This is a genomic window from Caldisericia bacterium, assembly GCA_026414995.1.
Lineage (GTDB): Bacteria > Caldisericota > Caldisericia > B22-G15 > B22-G15 > JAAYUH01.
Window position 1 is genome coordinate 33,450 of sequence record JAOAHY010000003.1, and the last position, 18,398, is coordinate 51,847.

6 protein-coding genes are annotated in these 18,398 nt (G+C 29.9%); all 6 read left to right on the forward strand.

The window, feature by feature from the left end:
- On the forward strand, nucleotides 1–1,404 hold the full coding sequence (gene gatB / locus N3D74_01920) for an Asp-tRNA(Asn)/Glu-tRNA(Gln) amidotransferase subunit GatB (GenBank protein MCX8094938.1): 1,404 nt from the start codon (nucleotides 1–3) through the stop codon (nucleotides 1,402–1,404).
- Nucleotides 1,397–4,789 (forward strand): DNA polymerase III subunit alpha, encoded by a 3,393-nt coding sequence (locus N3D74_01925; GenBank protein MCX8094939.1) that lies wholly within the window; start codon nucleotides 1,397–1,399, stop codon nucleotides 4,787–4,789. The genes gatB and N3D74_01925 overlap by 8 nt, the downstream gene beginning before the upstream one ends.
- A gap of 19 nt (nucleotides 4,790–4,808) precedes the next feature.
- Nucleotides 4,809–5,828: a 6-phosphofructokinase gene (locus N3D74_01930; GenBank protein MCX8094940.1), complete on the forward strand. Its 1,020-nt coding sequence runs from the start codon at nucleotides 4,809–4,811 to the stop codon at nucleotides 5,826–5,828.
- Complete coding sequence (locus N3D74_01935; protein ID MCX8094941.1) at nucleotides 5,829–7,514, forward strand: ATP-binding protein; 1,686 nt, start codon at nucleotides 5,829–5,831, stop codon at nucleotides 7,512–7,514. It begins immediately after the preceding gene.
- Nucleotides 7,515–7,536: 22 nt separating this feature from the next.
- Nucleotides 7,537–8,946: a sigma-54 dependent transcriptional regulator gene (locus N3D74_01940; GenBank protein MCX8094942.1), complete on the forward strand. Its 1,410-nt coding sequence runs from the start codon at nucleotides 7,537–7,539 to the stop codon at nucleotides 8,944–8,946.
- 92 nt (nucleotides 8,947–9,038) lie between these two features.
- The gene (locus tag N3D74_01945; GenBank protein MCX8094943.1) at nucleotides 9,039–18,320 is read left to right on the forward strand and encodes a stalk domain-containing protein; all 9,282 of its coding nucleotides are present in this window, start codon (nucleotides 9,039–9,041) and stop codon (nucleotides 18,318–18,320) included.
- Nucleotides 18,321–18,398 lie beyond the last annotated feature (78 nt).

Consider the following 18,398-nt stretch of genomic DNA (forward strand, 5'->3'; position numbering starts at 1 on the left):
ATGAACGATGTTATAATTGGCCTTGAGATACATGCACAACTAAAAACTGAAACAAAACTTTTTTGTTCATGTAAGATTGATTTTAGCGCTCCTCCAAATACAAATATTTGTCCAGTTTGTCTTGGTCTTCCTGGTGCATTGCCCTCTTTAAATGAAAAGGCATTGATTTATTCATTAATGATTGCAGAAGCACTTAATTGCAAGATAAACAAAAAATCTCTATTTCATAGAAAAAACTATTTTTATCCAGATCTTCCAAAAGGATATCAAATTTCTCAATATGATATTCCTCTTGCTGAAGAAGGTTATCTTTCTCTTCCAAAAACTAACAAAAAAATTAGAATAAAAAGAGTTCATATGGAAGAAGACGCAGGAAAACTAATTCATCCAGAAGATATAATTGAAGCTAATTATTCTTATGTTGATTATAATAGATCTGGTGTTCCTCTTGTAGAAATTGTAACCTATCCAGATTTATCTTCTCCTGAGGAGGCTGTTGAATTTCTTGAGGAGCTAAGACTCATCTTAATATACCTTGGAGTTTCAACTGGAAATATGGAAGAAGGAGCTTTAAGATGTGATGCAAATATCTCAATAAGAGGACACTCAAGATGTGAAGTAAAAAATATGAATTCATTTAGATCTGTAAAGAGAGCTCTTTTATATGAAATTGAAAGACAAATAGATTTAATTAACAAGGGAGAAGAGGTTATTCAAGAAACTAGGCATTTTAATGAGAGCGATGGAAAAACATATTCAATGAGAGGAAAAGAAGAGGCAGAAGATTATAGATATTTCCCAGATCCTGATCTTCCTCCTCTTTTAATTGATGATAATATTTTAAATAGAGCAAAAGAAAACATAAAGGAGTTACCTCAAAATATAAGAGAGAAATTAAAAGAATTTTCTCTAACAGAAACAGAAATTGAAACCATTGTTTCAAATTTATATATTAAAGATTTTTACTTTAAAACAATTAATTTCTTCAACGAGCCAAAAGTAATTTCAAATTGGCTTTTAACAGATATTTTAGGATTTATTAATGAGAGAAATTTAGATAGAATACCTTTTTCACCCGAAGATTTTGCTGAATCTTTAAAAATGTTTTATGAAAAAAAGATTTCTTCAAAAATATTAAAAAAGATAATTGAACTTTTATTTGAAGGAAAATCACTTGAGTATATAATTAAAAATGAAAATATTATGCCAATAACTTCAAAAGAGGAAATAAGAAAATTTGTTTTAGAGGTTATAAAAGAAAATATGAAAGTAGTTGAAGATTACAAAAAAGGAAAAAACAAAGTTTTGCAATTTTTAATAGGGCAAGCAATGGCAAAAAGTAAAGGAAGATTAGATCCAGATTTATTAAAAGAAGTTTTTATTGAGGAGCTTAAAAATGAGTAGTTTTGTTCATCTTCATCTTCATACTGAATATTCACTTCTTGATGGTTTGATAAAATTTGATGATCTTTTTGAAAAATTGAAAAAACTCAATATGGATTCAGTTGGAATAACTGATCATGGTGGATTATATGGAGTTATTCCATTTTATAAAAAAGCAAAAGAGGTAGGAGTTAAACCGATAATTGGTGTTGAACTTTACTTTTCTCCAACTTCAAGACATGAGAAGAAAGGAAAAGAAGATAGAGAAAATTATCATATACTTTTGTTTGCCAAAGATTATGAAGGATATTCAAATTTATCTAAACTTGTCACAATAGCTCATCTTGAGGGATTTTATTATAAACCAAGAATAGATATAGAAGTTTTAAGAAAACATAATAAAGGTTTAATTCTTACAACCTCTTGTGTTAAAGGAGAAATACCTTCTTATATTCTTGAAGGAAGGTATGAAGAAGCAAAAAGTAGAATTTATGAATTTAAAGAAATTTTTGGGAATGATTTTTATATTGAACTACAAGATCATAATTTAAAAGAAGAAAAAGAAGTTTTACCAAAACTTGTTCAAATTGCAAAAGAAACAAATACAAAAATTTTTGCTTCAAATGATGTTCACTATTTAAATAGAGAAGATGCCAAAGTTCATGGAATACTTTTATGTGTTCAAACTCAAACAACAATTGATAATCCTGATAGATTAAAATTTGAAACAGATGAATTTTACTTAAAATCTTTTGAAGAGATGTGGGCTACTTTTAAAGAAATTCCTGAAGCAATTTATACAACAATTGAAATAAAAGAGAAGTGTAATTTAGAAATACCACTCCAAATTCCTAAACTTCCAAAGTTTCCTTTAAAAGAAGGAGAAGAGCCATTTAAAGTTTTAAAAGAATTATGTGAAAAAGCTCTTCCAGAAAAATATGAAAAAATAACAGATGAGATTAAAGAAAGACTTGTAATGGAACTTAAAACAATTCATGATATGGGTTTTTCTGATTACTTTTTAATTGTTAGTGATTTTGTTTCTTATGCCAAAAGAAATGGAATAAGGGTAGGACCTGGTAGAGGAAGTGCAGCAGGAAGTATTGTTTCATATCTTTTAGGAATTACAGATGTTGATCCATTAAAATACAATCTTCTATTTGAAAGATTTTTAAACCCTCAAAGAATCTCTCTTCCAGATATAGATATTGATTTTGCAGATGATAGAAGAGATGAAGTTATAAATTATGTTAGAAGAAAATATGGTGAAGATAGAGTTGCTCAAATCGCTACTTTTGGAAAAATGGAAGCTAGAGGAACAATAAGAGATGTTGGAAGAGTTTTAAATTATCCTGTTTCAGAGATGGATAGAATTGCAAAATTAATTCCTTTTGGTTTAGATTTTAAGGAAGCACTTGAAAAAGAACCACTTTTGCTTAAAGAGATGAATGCTGATGAAAAAAAGAAAGAACTATTTCAAATTGCTATGAAACTTGAAGGTATTAACAGAAACTTTTCAACTCATGCAGCAGGAGTTGTAATTGGTGAGGGCCCTCTTTCTGAAATTGTACCACTTCAATTAACAAAAGATAAAGGAATCACAACTCAATATGATAAAGATTCTCTTGAAGATTTAGGTCTTCTTAAAATAGACTTTCTTGGTTTAAGAACATTAACTGTAATTGATGAGACAATTAAATTAATAAAAGAGAGAAAAGGAATAGAAATAAAAATAGAAAAAATTCCACTCAATGATGAAAAGACCTTCTCACTTCTGAGAGATGGTAAAACAATAGGAGTATTTCAACTAGAATCTTATGGAATGAGAAAAGTACTTTCAAGTTTAAAGCCTACAAACATTGAAGATATAATTGCAGTTTTATCTTTATATAGACCTGGAACCCTTAAATCTGGTCAAGTTGAGGAGTATATTAAAAGAAAAAACTCAAATGAAAAATATGAAGTACTTCATCCAAAAGTTGAAGATATTTTAAAACCTACTTATGGAATTATGGTTTATCAAGAACAGGTTATGCAAGTTGCACAAAAATTAGCTGGTTATACTCTTGCTGAAGCGGATTTATTAAGAAAAGCAATTGGTAAAAAGAAAAAAGATTTGATGGAAAAAAATAGAGAAGATTTTATTTTAAGATGTGTTAATAATGGAATCGATAAAAGCACAGCAGAAAAAATTTTCAATTATATAGAAAAATTCGCAGAATATGGATTTAATAAATCTCATTCTACAGCATATGCAATGATATCTTATCAAACTGCATATTTAAAGGCAAATTATCCCAATGAATATTTTGTTTCTCTTTTATCATCTGTTGCTGGAAATGAAGATAAAGAGGAAATTTATATAAAAGATATTGAAAGTTTTGGAATTAAAATTTTACCGCCTCATATAAATAAAAGTGATATATATTTTACGCTTGAAGACCAAGGAATTAGATTTGGTTTTGCTGCAATAAAAAATGTTGGCGAAAATGCGGCAATTGATATTATAAATGAAAGAAAAAAAGGAGAGTTTAGGTCATTTTATGATTTTCTCTCAAGATGTAAAAATACTAAAATAAATAAAAAAGTTATTGAAGCACTAATAAAATCTGGAGCTTTTGACGAATTTTCAAAAGATAGAGCAGCACTTTTTGAAGAACTTCAAAGTGATGAGAAAACAAAACCTCTTTTATTTAATGAAGTTCCGCAAAAAAGAAGAAAAGTTGATGAGAGTAAAATTTTAGAGTGGGAAAAAGAAGCCTTTGGTTTTTATTTTTCAGGACACCCTCTTAAATTTTATCTTGAAAAATTAAGAAAAGATGAAGTAAAAATTTCTGAATTACCACTTTTAGAGAGTGGTAAAATTGTAAATATAATTGGTTCAATTATTTCATTTAAACACCATTCAACAAAAAAGGGCGAAGGTTTTTTAAAATTTGTCCTTGAAGATGAAAGTGGAAAAGTAGATGTTTTAGTATTTAATTCTCAAATAGATACAATTGAAAGTTATTTGAGAAAAGAAGGTCTTATTAAAATAGAAGGTGAACTCAAAATTGAAGATGAAAGATTTTCTCTAAGAATGACAAAATTCATAGAATTTATACACAAAAGTGAACTTGACGATAAAATAAAAGACATTCAGGTAAAAGATGAGAATAAATCAAACTTTCATTTATATATAAACCTTAAGAAAGAACAACTAAAAGATGATATATTAGAAAAGTTATCGATTTCACTTAAAGAAAATAAAGGAACTACACCAGTAACAATTTATTTACAGATCAATGGTAAAAAGGTTGAAGTTTCTCTTTCTGAAAAATATATGGTAAATCTCACACCATCTCTTCTTTCAAATTTATCTAAATTAATTGGGATAGAAAACTTTTATTATAAAGAGGTATCTTAAAAATAAGGAGGTAAGATATATGAGAATAGGAGTTTTGACAGGTGGAGGAGATTGTCCAGGATTAAATTCAACAATAAGAGCAGTTTTTTATAGAAGTTTAAATTACGGTTTTGAAGTTTTTGGTTTTTTTGATGGTTGGAAAGGATTGATAGAAGATAATGGAAGGCTTCTCAAACTTGAAGATGTTGAAGATATATTAAATTTAGGTGGAACTATTTTGTATTCATCTAGAACAAATCCATTTAAAGAAGAAAGGGGAGTTGAAAGAATTTTAGAAACATTAAATAAAGAAAAAATCAACGCTCTTATAGCAATAGGAGGAGACGATACTTTAAGTGTTGCTGCAAAACTCTATGAAGGATATAAGGTGAATACAGTTGGAGTTCCAAAGACAATGGATAATGATGTTTTTGGAACTGATTATACATTCGGTTTTGATTCTGCAACAACAATTTCAATGGATGCTCTTGAGAAATTAAAAGATACAGCAAAGGCAATGAAAAGAATTTTGATTCTTGAAGTTATGGGAAGAGAAGCAGGATGGGTTGCTCTTTTTACAGGTCTAGCAGGTGGAGCTGATGTTACAGTAATTCCAGAAGAAAAATTTGATAAAGATAAATTTGTTGAAAAAGTAAAAAGAGCATTTGAAAGAAAAGGATACGCAGTTATTTGTGTATCTGAAGGGGTTGAGGTTGCAGAAAGAGAAGAAGTTGAGGTTGATGCATTTGGTCATAAACTTCTTCAAGAGAGAGGTGTTGGTAGTTATCTTGGAAAAATTATAAAGGATGAATTAAATATAAACACAAGAGTTGCTCAAATTGGTCATGTTCAGAGAGGTGGCGCTCCTACTCTTTTTGATAGAATTTTAACAATAAGACTTGGAATAAAAGCAGTTGATATGGTAAAAAATGGTGAATTTGGAAAAATGGCAACACTTTTGAATGGTGAAATTACATCAATTCCTCTAAAAGAAGTTTTAAATAAAACTAAAAAGGTTGATGATTATTGGATTTCGATTAAAAATGTTTTTGAGATATAGATGAAATTTTTTAATTCATTAAGGTTTCAAGTAATTGTTTCATTTTTTGTTGTTGTGATAATCTCAACATTTCTTCTTGGTTCTATTATGATTAGAACCATGGAAGAAAACCTCTGGAAGGCAGAAGAAGAAAAGTTAACAACAATTGCAAAACAACTTGAAATAGCTTATACAAGAATAATTGAAAGGTTAATAACAACCGCATCTATTCAAAAGATAGATTTAAAAACAGCTAAAAGGTTGTATCTTGAAAGATCATTGGAAGATTATACATATACAATTCATGAACAAAATCCTCTTTATGGTGTTGGATATTTCATATATGGAGATTATTTTAATAGACCAGTTGCATTTTATGAATCCTCCTCTACTTTTTCAGAAAAATATAGAGTTGTTTTATCTCTTTATGAAAATGAAGAGGAGTCAGGTTATGTTTGGGTTGAAGAACCAAAAGAGATAGTTTATTCAAAAATTAACCAACTCAAATTAACTCAAAGAAACATACTTTATATAGTTGTTTTGATTTCTGGTCTTTTTGCAATTTACATATCAACAATTTTTGTAAGAAAAGTTACTACAATCAAAAAAGGCTTAGAAAATTTAAAAACGGATCTTTCATTTAAACTTCCTAAAATGTCTGGAGAGATGGGTGAAATAAGTTTTGCAATTAATGACCTTGCTCAAACTCTTTTAATAACAAGAAGTAATTCTGAAAAAATTCTTGAAACTATAAATTCAGGGGTACTTGTTATTACAAAAGATGGAACAATAAAAGAAGTTAATAGGGCATTTGAAAAACTATTGGATTTAAAGAAAAAAGATATTCTTGAAAAAAATTTTAACACAATCCCAATATTAAAAAATCTTCTTTTCGGTCTTTTTGAAAAGGGAAACTTAAAAGAAAAAAGAGTAAAAATTGGAAAAGATGAAAAAATATTTAACATACTTTCAACTCCATTTAATACAGATGAAATTTTAATTACAGTTGAAGATATAACTGAAGAAGTTAAACTTCTTGAAGAGAAAAGAAGAACAGAGTCATTAAAAACTCTTGGAATTTTTACCACAGGTGTTGCTCATGAAATAAGGAATCCTTTAACTGCTATTAAAGGTTTTGCACAAATTCTTGAAAAGAAATTTGAAAATGATGGTGATGAATTAAAATATACAAGAACAATTCTTAATGAAGTAAAAAGGTTAGAAGATATTGTAAAAGATTTACTTATGTATGGAAGACCATCTCCTCCAAACAAAATTTTGTCAAACATTTCAAGTGTTATAAAAGATTCAGTTTCTCTTCTTCAGGAAAAAATCAGTGAGAAAAATATAAATTTAGAGTTAGATTTAGTTTATGATCCAAAATTTAATTTCGATCCAAAACAAATGGAGCAAGTTTTACTCAATTTGATATTAAATGCAATTGATAGTTCTGATTTTAATGGAAAAATTATTGTTAAAACAAAAAAATATGAAGATGGAATTTTAATTGAAGTAAAAGATTTTGGATTTGGAATAAAAGAAGAAGATAAAGAGAAAATTTTCACTCCATTTTTTACAACAAAAGAAAAAGGAACAGGTCTTGGTCTACCAATTTCACAAAAATTAGTTGAAATGCATAATGGAAAGATATGGTTCAATTCAGATCAAAATGGTACAAGTTTTTTTGTTTATCTTCCAGTAATATAAATGGTATAATTGTTTTATGAATATGAGCAAAAATGATAGAGTTACAGTGCTAATTGTTGATGATGAGGAAAATATTCTTGAATTTTTAAATGAAGCATTAAAAGAAGATTATATTATAATTAAAGCAAAAAATGGAAAGGAGGCTTTGAAAAAAGTAACTGAGTTTTATCCTGATGTTGTTCTTATGGATTATAAAATGCCAGGGATGGATGGGATGGAGGCATTTTTAAAAATTAAAGAAATTGACAAAGACCTTCCTGTAATTTTAATGACTGCTTATGGCACTAGTTCTGTTGCAATTCAAGCAATGAAAGAGGGTGCTTATGATTATGTTACAAAACCGCTTGACCTTGACGAAATTAGAGTGACCCTAAAAAGAGCAATAGAACTTAAAAAATTATCTGAAAAAATCAAAAAGAAAGAAATTCAATATGAAGGTGATTTTCAAGCAGAAGGGTTAATTGGAAAATCTCAAGTTATGCAAGAAGTTTATAAACAAATAGGAAAAGCAGCATCTTCAGATGTAACTGTTTTAATTTTAGGTGAAAGTGGAACAGGCAAAGAACTTGTAGCAAAATCAATTTATAAAAATTCTTCAAGAAGAGACAAACCATTTGTGACAGTTAATTGTGCTGCAATTCCTGAAGGACTTCTTGAATCAGAACTTTTTGGTCATGAAAAAGGTGCATTTACTGATGCAAAAGAAAGACACATTGGAAAATTTGAACAAGCAAAAGATGGAACTATTTTTTTAGATGAAATAGGAGATATGAGTTTACCTCTTCAAGCAAAAATTTTAAGAGTTTTGCAAGAAAGAAGTTTTGAAAGAGTTGGAGGAACTGAAACAATTTTTACAAACGCAAGAATAATTGCAGCAACAAATAAGAATCTATTGAAACTTGTTGAAGAGAAGAAATTTAGAGAAGACCTTTATTATAGATTAAATGTTTTTACAATAACTCTTCCTCCTTTAAGAGATAGAAAGGAGGATATCCCTGATCTTGTTGAATATTTTATTTTTAAATATTCACATAAATATCAAAAAGTTATTACAGGTATAGCACCAGATGTTATGGATATCTTTATGAATTATTCCTGGCCTGGAAATGTTAGAGAATTAGAAAATGCGATAGCACATGCAATTGTTGCATCTCATGGTCAAATAATTTTAAAAGATTATCTCCCTCAAACAATTTTAGGGAACAAAAAAGTTGAAGTTACATCTAATAACATAAATGATGATAAAGTTTTACCACTTAATGAGGTTGTTGCTAAAGTGGAGAAAGATATGATTATTAAAGCATTAAAACAATGTAAAGGTAATAAAACTAAAGCAGCAAAACTTTTGGGGATTTCAAGAAAATCTTTATTTAATAAAATTAGGGATTATAATATAATCATAGAAAACATTGAAAATATAAACGAGAATTAAATTAATTTTTTATTTATATATAAAAATTTTTAAATAGAGAGGTGCTATAAGGGAGTATGTTAATTAAAAAAAGAATGAAAGGAGAGGAAAGAATGAAAAAATTTTTAGGGATTTTAATTATTTTATCCCTTCTTTTAACCTTCGCCCCTGTTAAAAATTTAACATTTTCTATATCAAATCCTGTTAATGTTATTAATGTTACATTAACACCAAATATTGTAGGAGAGTTAGTTAGAATAGATATTAAATTTATTTTAGGTGTTTCAATTTCAGCAAATTCTGATAATATAGTGATAACTTTTCCTAAAGATTCATTAGGTGATACATCAAAAGAATTTTATTTACCAACAAATATTCCTAAAACATCAGTTTTAATAAATGGAAGCAATAATATAACTGATGTTCAAGTAGATTTATTAAATAGAAAAGTCGCAGTTATAACATCAATAAATTTAGCAGCAGCAAATGAACATGTAATTACTTTTTTAACTACATCAGGTATTAAAAATCCAACAAAATCTGGTTTTTATTCATTGAAATTAAATACTTCACAAGAAACCGTGCTTTCATCTTCTCCATCTTTTTATATTTACCCCGGACCATTTCATCATGTTAAGATAATTCCAAATCCATCATTTTTCTCATCTAATAGATATGCTACTGGTCCTACAGCAGAATTTTATCTTGCAAGGTATGGTTCCTCTGGTGTAATGGATTATATTCCATCTGATATGTATGGAAATAATCTTTTTGAAGGATACACATACACTTTTGGAAATTGGGTTAAACCAGAAGATAAAGATTGTGGATATGAAACTTATGACATACCAACTGCAAGATGGTTTATAGTTTATGACCCAAATAATCCTTCACCTTCACCACCTGGCGGTCATACACCTGTAAATTGGCATTGGTGGATTCCCGGTTTTAGTTCTAATTATGCAATAAGACTTTCTTCGCCAGGGAATAAATCTGATGATACATCATTATTCATTCATCCACTTTATAATAAAAACCTTTCCGATTTTATTTTAGAAACTAAAATTGCATTTGATAACACTGTTGGTTATCATAGGGGAGTTAAATTTAGATTTAATGATTATGTTACAAGATACAATACAAAAGCAAATGGTTACTATGTTGATATATGGGGCCCTAATATAAGACTATTAAAGACAGTAAATGGAGTTGAAACTCTAATAACACAAAGTCCCTTACCTGCTGCAATATCTGCAAACACTTGGTATACTTTAAAAATAGTTGCTAATGGATCAAATATTCAAGTATTTTGGGGTCCCTCATCTTTGCCTTTACCAACTACTCCAATAATAAATGCAACTGATACAACATTTACTTCAGGAATTTTTGGTGTATGGCAATATGGTGGTGATGCAATTGTAAGAAGAACAGATTGGGATGATTTTTATATTAAAACATTAACAGGAGTAACTCTATTTTCAGATAATTTTGAAACTAAAATAGCAGCACCAAATGATCCACCTGATGATGGTGTTGATGCAAATTTTAGATATTGTGATTCAAATAATAATGGGGTTTATGATTGCATGGATTGTGTTTATCTTGACCTTGATAACTCTTTCTCTGTAACAAGAGGAGATATAAGAATTACAGCATCAACTTGTGGTGGAAGTTATGGACCAGGAAGTATTGTTAAAGCAGGTGATTCTGATATAGGAATATCATTAAGAACATTAAATGTCTTTTTAAACCCATCAACAGTTAGAGCAGGGGATGAAGATATAGGAGGACCTGCTATTGATATTGGAACTGGATTAATAGGTTTTGCTGCTACAGAAAAACATGCAGATAATATAAATTTAATTGCATCGTTTGAGCCCGGAGAGTGGATTTATAGAGATGCACCCATAGATCCATTTCCATTTTATGTTTCACCAGGAGATACAAGATTAACAACTGTCACAATTGGTTCAGTTAATTACCCTGTAAATAGTGTTGTAAGTAATCCATTTGTAAAACATACTGATGGTGGACCCACATTAAATACTTATGATCCAGGTGAATATATTTATCAGGATAATGATAATAGTGGAACTGTTACAGTAGGTGATTTAAGATTAACTACTGTTGGAGTTTATCCTGCTGGTTCAACTGTTGCAGCAGGAGAAATTGATATTGGGACAGTTCTAATACTTTTTAATTTTGCTACTGGAACACCAGAAAAATTTGTAGATGCAAATGTTAATTTAATGTATAACATAGGAGAGTGGATTTATAGAGACAATGATAATAATAAGATAGTTTCTCCAGGAGATACAAGATTAACATCTGTAACAATTGGAGCAACAACTTATACAGCAGGTTCTACTGTTGCAATTGGTGATTTAGATTTAGGAAAAGCACTAATTCCATTTGGTGATTTGGATTTAGGAGAACCACTTATAAACTTTGCGGCGAATGAAAAACACGCTGAAAACTTAGTTTCAGATAATTTATATAATCCTGGCGAATGGATTTATAAAGATAACGATGCATCAAATACCGTAACAACCTATGATTTAAGACTTACCTCTGTTACAATTGGTGTAATAACTTATCCTGCAAACTCAAATGTAACATCTGGGTATGCTCTTAGACCATTTGCTGCAGATGAAAAATATTATGATTACGATTTTACAACAACATTTACGACAGAAGATTGGATATATAGAGATTTAGATAATTCAAATACTGTTACAGCAGGTGATAAAAGATTGTCAAATGTTACAATTGGTGGAAAATCATATCCTGCTGGNTCAACTGTATTAGCATCTGATACTGATATTGGTTTATCTTTGACTTCAATAGATAACACAGCACCTCCCCCAATATTCAGTTATTTTGACTCAGACAATTCAGGTACATATTCACCTTTTGAAAGAATATATAATGATGTAAATAATAGTGACACAATAGATGTTGGCGATATAAGAGTTAGAACTCCATCATTAAGATTTTATAATACAGATACTAGTAAAGATAAAGGTCTTGATTCTTGTGATTTTGTATATCTTGATCTTGATAACTCTATGACACCATCTGAATGTGATGTAAGATTAACACCAGTAAATATTTGGACAACAAACTCCTTTGCTCATTATGAAGCAGGAAGCAAAGTTAAAATAACAGATCTCGATGCATCTAAATTAGATCCACTTCAAATTGTTTGGCCATTTATGATGTTGAAACAATATTCTAATCCTTCAAATAGATTATTTTTTAATTACCATTTTGGTGATTATAATTCAAATAAAGTATGGGATGATAATGAACCAGTTAACTTTATTATAGATTTTGTATTGAACTATAAATTAATTAATGGAATTCAAAAAAATGTCGTATCTCCTGGTGATTTAAGAATTTCTACTAACTTTTTGATAAGTTCAAATTTAGTTGGAACAAATCCTGGTTATATTGATATAAATGGTTTTTACACTGCACCTATCTTAGGAAGCGCTGATCCTCCTTATGAAGTCACTCTAAATGTAACCCTTTCTATTGGTGGAATAGCAAGAAGTGGTTCTTCAAAAATTGTTTTATTCAGAGGTCCTCCAAAAATTACTTTATCACCACAGACTCAATGGTTAGCACCTTGTACTGAATTTCAATACAAGGCAATTGTTACAGATATTTCAGGAAATCCAATTCCTAATGCAGAGAAAAATGTTAATTTTGGTGTTGGATATCCAAAAAATACAACAACAAATAAATATTTAATGCCTTATCCTTTTGGATTTACAGGTACATATCCGGAAGATCTTGGTATGCCGCTTGTTGAATTTTCTAATTTTGAAAAGCATGCTGACAATGTTTTGATAAATGTTCCAGCAAATAATGGAAAATATGACCCTGGTGAGTGGATATATAGAGATAATGATTTATCAAATTCTGTATCACCAGGTGACCTGAGATTATCAAAAGTTTATAAAGTAGGTAAAACATATGCTCCAGGAACAGTGGTTCAATTAGGCGATTGGGATGCAGGCACAGCACTCATTTCATTTAATAATTTAAAAGAAAGACATACACAACATATTAATTCAAATGCTCCGTTCCCACCAGCATTTGATGTTGGTGAATATATTTATTCAGATGAAGATTCAAATTTTGCAGTATCATTTGGAGATATTAGACTTACTGATGTTAAAAGAGGTTCAGTATTTTATGCAGCAGGAACAAAGGTAAATGATAAAGATATTGGTGATGCCTTAAAACAATTTAATGATGATTTACCAGGAGGAATTGATGTAAAGTTTGTTGACTTAAATGGAAATGGAGTTTTTGATAACGGTTTTTGGTTCCAGAGCAATAATGATTGGTACTATTTCCCTGGTGAATGGTTATATATTGATGTTGACAACAATGGAGTTGTAAGTCAAGGTGATTATAGAATTTTATCTTGTAGTTGCCTCTCTAATTGTTTAATATGTGGACCTATGGGACTTAACCCTGGTTATGTTTTAGCAACAGATACTGACCTAGGCTATTCTTTATCTGTAGATGTAAATATCGATGAAAAGATAAAATTTGTTGATAGAAACTCAAATGGTTCATGGGACTATTTAAATGAACCACTTTATTGGGATAAAAATGGAGATTCTTATGTAACAAAGGATGATATAAGATTAACAGATGTTTACACTCCAGGTGCTACAATTGATAAGACAGGAAAATTCGTATCGACTGCTTGTTCAGGTGGTGAATATAGTATTTGGGCTTCATTTACATATAACAATACTTGTGTTGATGGAACTTGTGGAGGTGCAGTCGTTTATAATTCTATTCCAACATATGCAATTGTAACAACAGCAGTAAGAGTTGAAGTATCTCCAAGAGATATAACATTAATATCTGGTGAAAGAGTTCAATTTACAGCAGTTGCTCTTGATCCCCTTGACCATGTTGTTATAACTCCATCACCAGTTTGGAGTTTGTTTAATATAGACCCAATGTATCCAATTGGAACAATTGATTCATCAACTGGATTATTCACTGCTCTATCAGATAGATGTGTTGAAGGATATGCAATAGCAACAATAAAAACTACATGTTGTGGTGATATTTCTTCAACATTACCTCCACCAGAAGAAAATAGAACTTCTGCAAAAATAAAAGTAAATAGTCTGGTAGATGTTCTTGAACAAACTATAAAATTCTCAGGTTCAGAAATTAGCACAAATGTAAAATGGTTTGTTGATCAAAGTGGAGATAAACTTAAAGTAACAATAACTACAAGTATTGGAACTTCAAAAGAGTTATACTTTACACCACCAACAGCAAGTGTTGGATCATGGCAAAATATTTATGTTTCAATCCCTATAACAGAACTTGGTATTACTACAATTGGTACAACCATAACAGTTACTTTAAGAGCAGATGTTATACCATCTTATCCGTCAAGTAAGTGGTGTACATTTGATTTATACTCATTTAAATTTACAACAACTCCTTTACTTACAATATCAGGAGATGTTTTTATAATTGGTTCAAATATAACTGGAACATTAACAACCCTTTCTGATTTAAATAATGATGGCAAACTTGACCCACTTCAATTCATTCAAATTGTTCTTTCAGGTCCTTACGATAAAAATTTAATGTTGGAGCCTTGGGGTTCAACTTCTGTTGTAAATGTTCAAACAGACCTTAATGGTAATTTCTCACTTGGTACTGGATGGGTAGATTCATTAGGTTATCATGGAGCAAAATATGATGGTATTTATAAAATAGAAGCTTTATATACTGTTCCAACATCAAAATTTATCTATCTTAAATATAAAGATACAATAACAACTGATTTATCAAAATTAACAGTTGATCTTACAACACCACAAGTAATTGAAGGAACTCTCCAATTACCAAATAGTTTAACACCAGGAAATAATGATGTTTATGTAGAACTATGGAAAGTTGATCCAACAAAAGGTTATGAAAGAGTAAATATATCAAGTGGACCAATAAATGAAATTGTAAGAACAAATTTACCACCTCAAACATATGCACCAGTAAAACTTGGACCAAATGGATACTTTAAGATTTATGCAATAATAGATGAGTTAGGAAGTTATGCAATATTTACAAGGGTTGGAAATGTAAAATCTACCCTTGGAGATTATCTATATGGAAGATATTATGATCAAGTAGGAAATCCTGTTCCTTATAGACCATTTTCAATAGGTGCACCAAATTATAAAGCAACTCTTCTTGTTGAACCAACTGTTCTTTACGCAAATAAATTAAATTACTTCACAATTTTTGTAACAGATCCTTCTGGAAATCCAGTTGATGAATTGTCTTTAAATCTTAAAGATAAATTTACATTTGAACTTCCACCTGGATGGACTCTTCAAAATAAAATGGTTAAACCAATAACAAAAGGTACATATCTTATTTCAGGCACACCAGTTGGTACAGGAAGTGGCTCAATGGTTGTAAAAGTGGCTGGTGCAATTCTTCTTTCTCTTCCAATTCAACCACTATCCCTTTATAATCCATATGCTTATGTTGACTTAACATCTGTAAGACTTGATAGAGAAATGATACCACCAGTTGTTGGAGAAGATTATGTTCTTGTTTTTGGTTTCCATCAACCACCAACTCCAGGTTTAGTAGTTTTTGACCCAACAAAAGATTATTTGATTGATAAAGATGATTCAATTTATGTTGAAGAGTTATCAAGAAGTGATACTGAAATAAAACTAAAATTTATTCCTACAATGTACACTGAACTGCCAATTAACCTAAAGTTTGGTTTAAGAGGAGTTGATAATAGAGGTGATGAAGAGAATGGCAAAGTTTCAGATAGTGTAGTTAACTTTAAGTTATTTAGTAAATTCAAAAATATAATGGGATTTAAGATAAAAGTTGAAACAACTCCTCAAGAAATTACTCAAGGAGCAATAGGTGCAGTAAGTGTAACAGTTTTAGATATAAATGATGTTCCAAGAAACAATGCATGGGTAGAGATTTGGGGTTATAACAAAGATGGTTCACCTGTTAATGATATGTTTAATGTTGGTGGACCAACTCCAAAAATTATAATTGATGCATCTCACCTTGATCCACTTAACCAAAACATTCTAAATGGAGTTTATACTCAATTAAACATTGGATTTAACCATGCATCTGATCCTGAGAAAACAAAAGTTCCATTTGAAGTTAGAAGATACACTCTTGTAAAGGTTTATACAGGTGATCCAAGTATACCAACATCAAAAATTATGGGTTATATACCTTATGCATTTGTAATTAAACCTAAAAAAATGCTTAATATTTCTCTTCTATCTATAGATGGAATGACAACTTACAATAAGATACTCACAGGAAGAAAACATCAATTATTGATAAATGCCCCAGGAGTTCCTTCTGGTTCAGAAATAATAGCAGTTGGTTCTAGAGGTTCAACTTTTGTAAATAATATGAATGGAACATTTACATTAACATTAGGTGAACCATATCTTGAAGAAGGAAATGCAAGAATAATGGCTATAGGTCCAAATAGAGATACATATGGAGAGATAGATGTTCCAGTTGTTAAACCAAAATTAGTGATAAATCCATCTGATAATATTCTTTCAGCAGAAATTAATGAAACAATAACTTTCTCACTTTTTGATCCAATAACAAATGCTCCATTTTATGCAAAAGAGGTTGGAGCAGATGGTAAAGTTGATACTTATGGAGCTCCATTTGGATTTAGAACAGTAATTATGAATAGAGTTTCTATTAGTGGAGTTTCATCTGGAACATTGACTGTAAATGGAAGAGATAATAAAAACTCAACTCTTCCTGATTCACCTAAAGTAATTCTTTATTACACAACAAATGACACTCCAGTTGGAAAATATGTAATTCTTAATGAATTTGACCTTATCTCTGTTAAAGTTACTATTGAAATATCAACACCTCAAGGCACTTTAATTGATAAAGCGATTGTAAACAAGACAAATAGAATAAAAATTAAAGTTGTTGATGCCCATAATAATCCTGTTGCAAATGCAGAAGTTGGAATAACATTTGCATATAATTATGCTCAAACTGTTTATGACTTAAAGGGATATACAGATAATTCAGGAGTTGTATCATTCACTAACTTTATTCCAAAATACGCTGGTGGTTATGATATTGTTGTGAAGAAACAAGATAAAGAATATGTTTTCTATGACTATTTCTATGCAAAAGAGGTTACAGAAGATGTTACACCTCCAAATATTACAGTTATTGAACCTACAGATGGAAGTACAAGTTCAAAAGTTAAAATTGAGGTTATAGGAAAAGTATCAGACGATTCTTCAGTTACAGCAGTTTATGTAAATGGAATGAGAGTTGATTTATTACCTGATGGAACATTTATGACCTATATAAATTTAGATGAAGGAACAAACAGAATAAGAATTATTGCAGTTGATGAGTTTGGAAATATTGGAACAAAAGAAATTTATGTAATTTATAAAGCACCAACCTTAACTCTTGTGATTGATCCAATTCCTTCATTTGTTAATAAACCAGTTATTAAAATTAAAGGTTCCACAGATAAAGGGGCAACTGTATATATTAATGATGAAGAGATAGAAGTAGATAGTGAAGGAAAATTTGAGGCGTCTTACACTTTAATTGAAGGATTGAATACAATTGTTATAAGGGCAGAAAAAGGAACTCTTACAAGAACAAGAAGAGTTTCAGTTACTTTAGACACAACTCCTCCAAAACTTCAAGTTTCAATACCTGATAATGTGTTAGAAAGAGCGTTTGATGTTAAAGGTACAACAGAAATTGGAGCAACAGTTACAATAAATAATGAGCCAGTGGTTGTTAATCCTGATGGTTCATTCTCATATACCTTAACAATTCCTGTTGGTGAAAAAGAACTTAATGTTGTTGTTAAAGCAGAAGATAAGGCAGGAAATACATCAATAGTTTCAAAGACAGTTAAATATAGAAGAGAAATAATAATAGAGATGATTATTGATTCACCAGTAATTAAGGTAACAAAAGATGGTGTTACAACAACTGTTATTTATGAGATAGCACCATTTACAATGCCTCCTGGAAGAACTATGGTGCCATTGAGATTTATAGCAGAAACATTTGGTGCAAGAGTTGATTGGGATCCAAAGACAGAAGGAATTCATATTGAACTTAAGAAGAGTGATGGAACTATGGTTATAATTGATATGCAACTTGGAAATAAGATAGCATATGTAAATGGAAAACCATATGTTCTTGATGTAGCACCATTTACTGTTGAACCTCAAGGAAGAACAGTTGTTCCAATTAGATTTATAGCAGAAGCATTTGGTGCAAAAGTTGATTGGGATCCAGCACTTCAAAAAGTAACTATAACCTATTATCCATAGACTAAGTGAAAGAAAATTGAAAGTTAAAAGGGGCTCAGTTAGAGCCCCTTTTTTTAATGAGTTATTTTGATTTATTAG

What these genes read in the sequence shown, in the direction of transcription:
- gatB (MCX8094938.1), top strand. Translation starts at nt 1, where the DNA reads ATGAACGATGTTATAATTGGCCTTGAGATACATGCACAACTAAAAACT.
- N3D74_01940 (MCX8094942.1), top strand. Translation starts at nt 7,537, where the DNA reads ATGAGCAAAAATGATAGAGTTACAGTGCTAATTGTTGATGATGAGGAA.
- N3D74_01925 (MCX8094939.1), top strand. Translation starts at nt 1,397, where the DNA reads ATGAGTAGTTTTGTTCATCTTCATCTTCATACTGAATATTCACTTCTT.
- N3D74_01935 (MCX8094941.1), top strand. Translation starts at nt 5,829, where the DNA reads ATGAAATTTTTTAATTCATTAAGGTTTCAAGTAATTGTTTCATTTTTT.
- N3D74_01930 (MCX8094940.1), top strand. Translation starts at nt 4,809, where the DNA reads ATGAGAATAGGAGTTTTGACAGGTGGAGGAGATTGTCCAGGATTAAAT.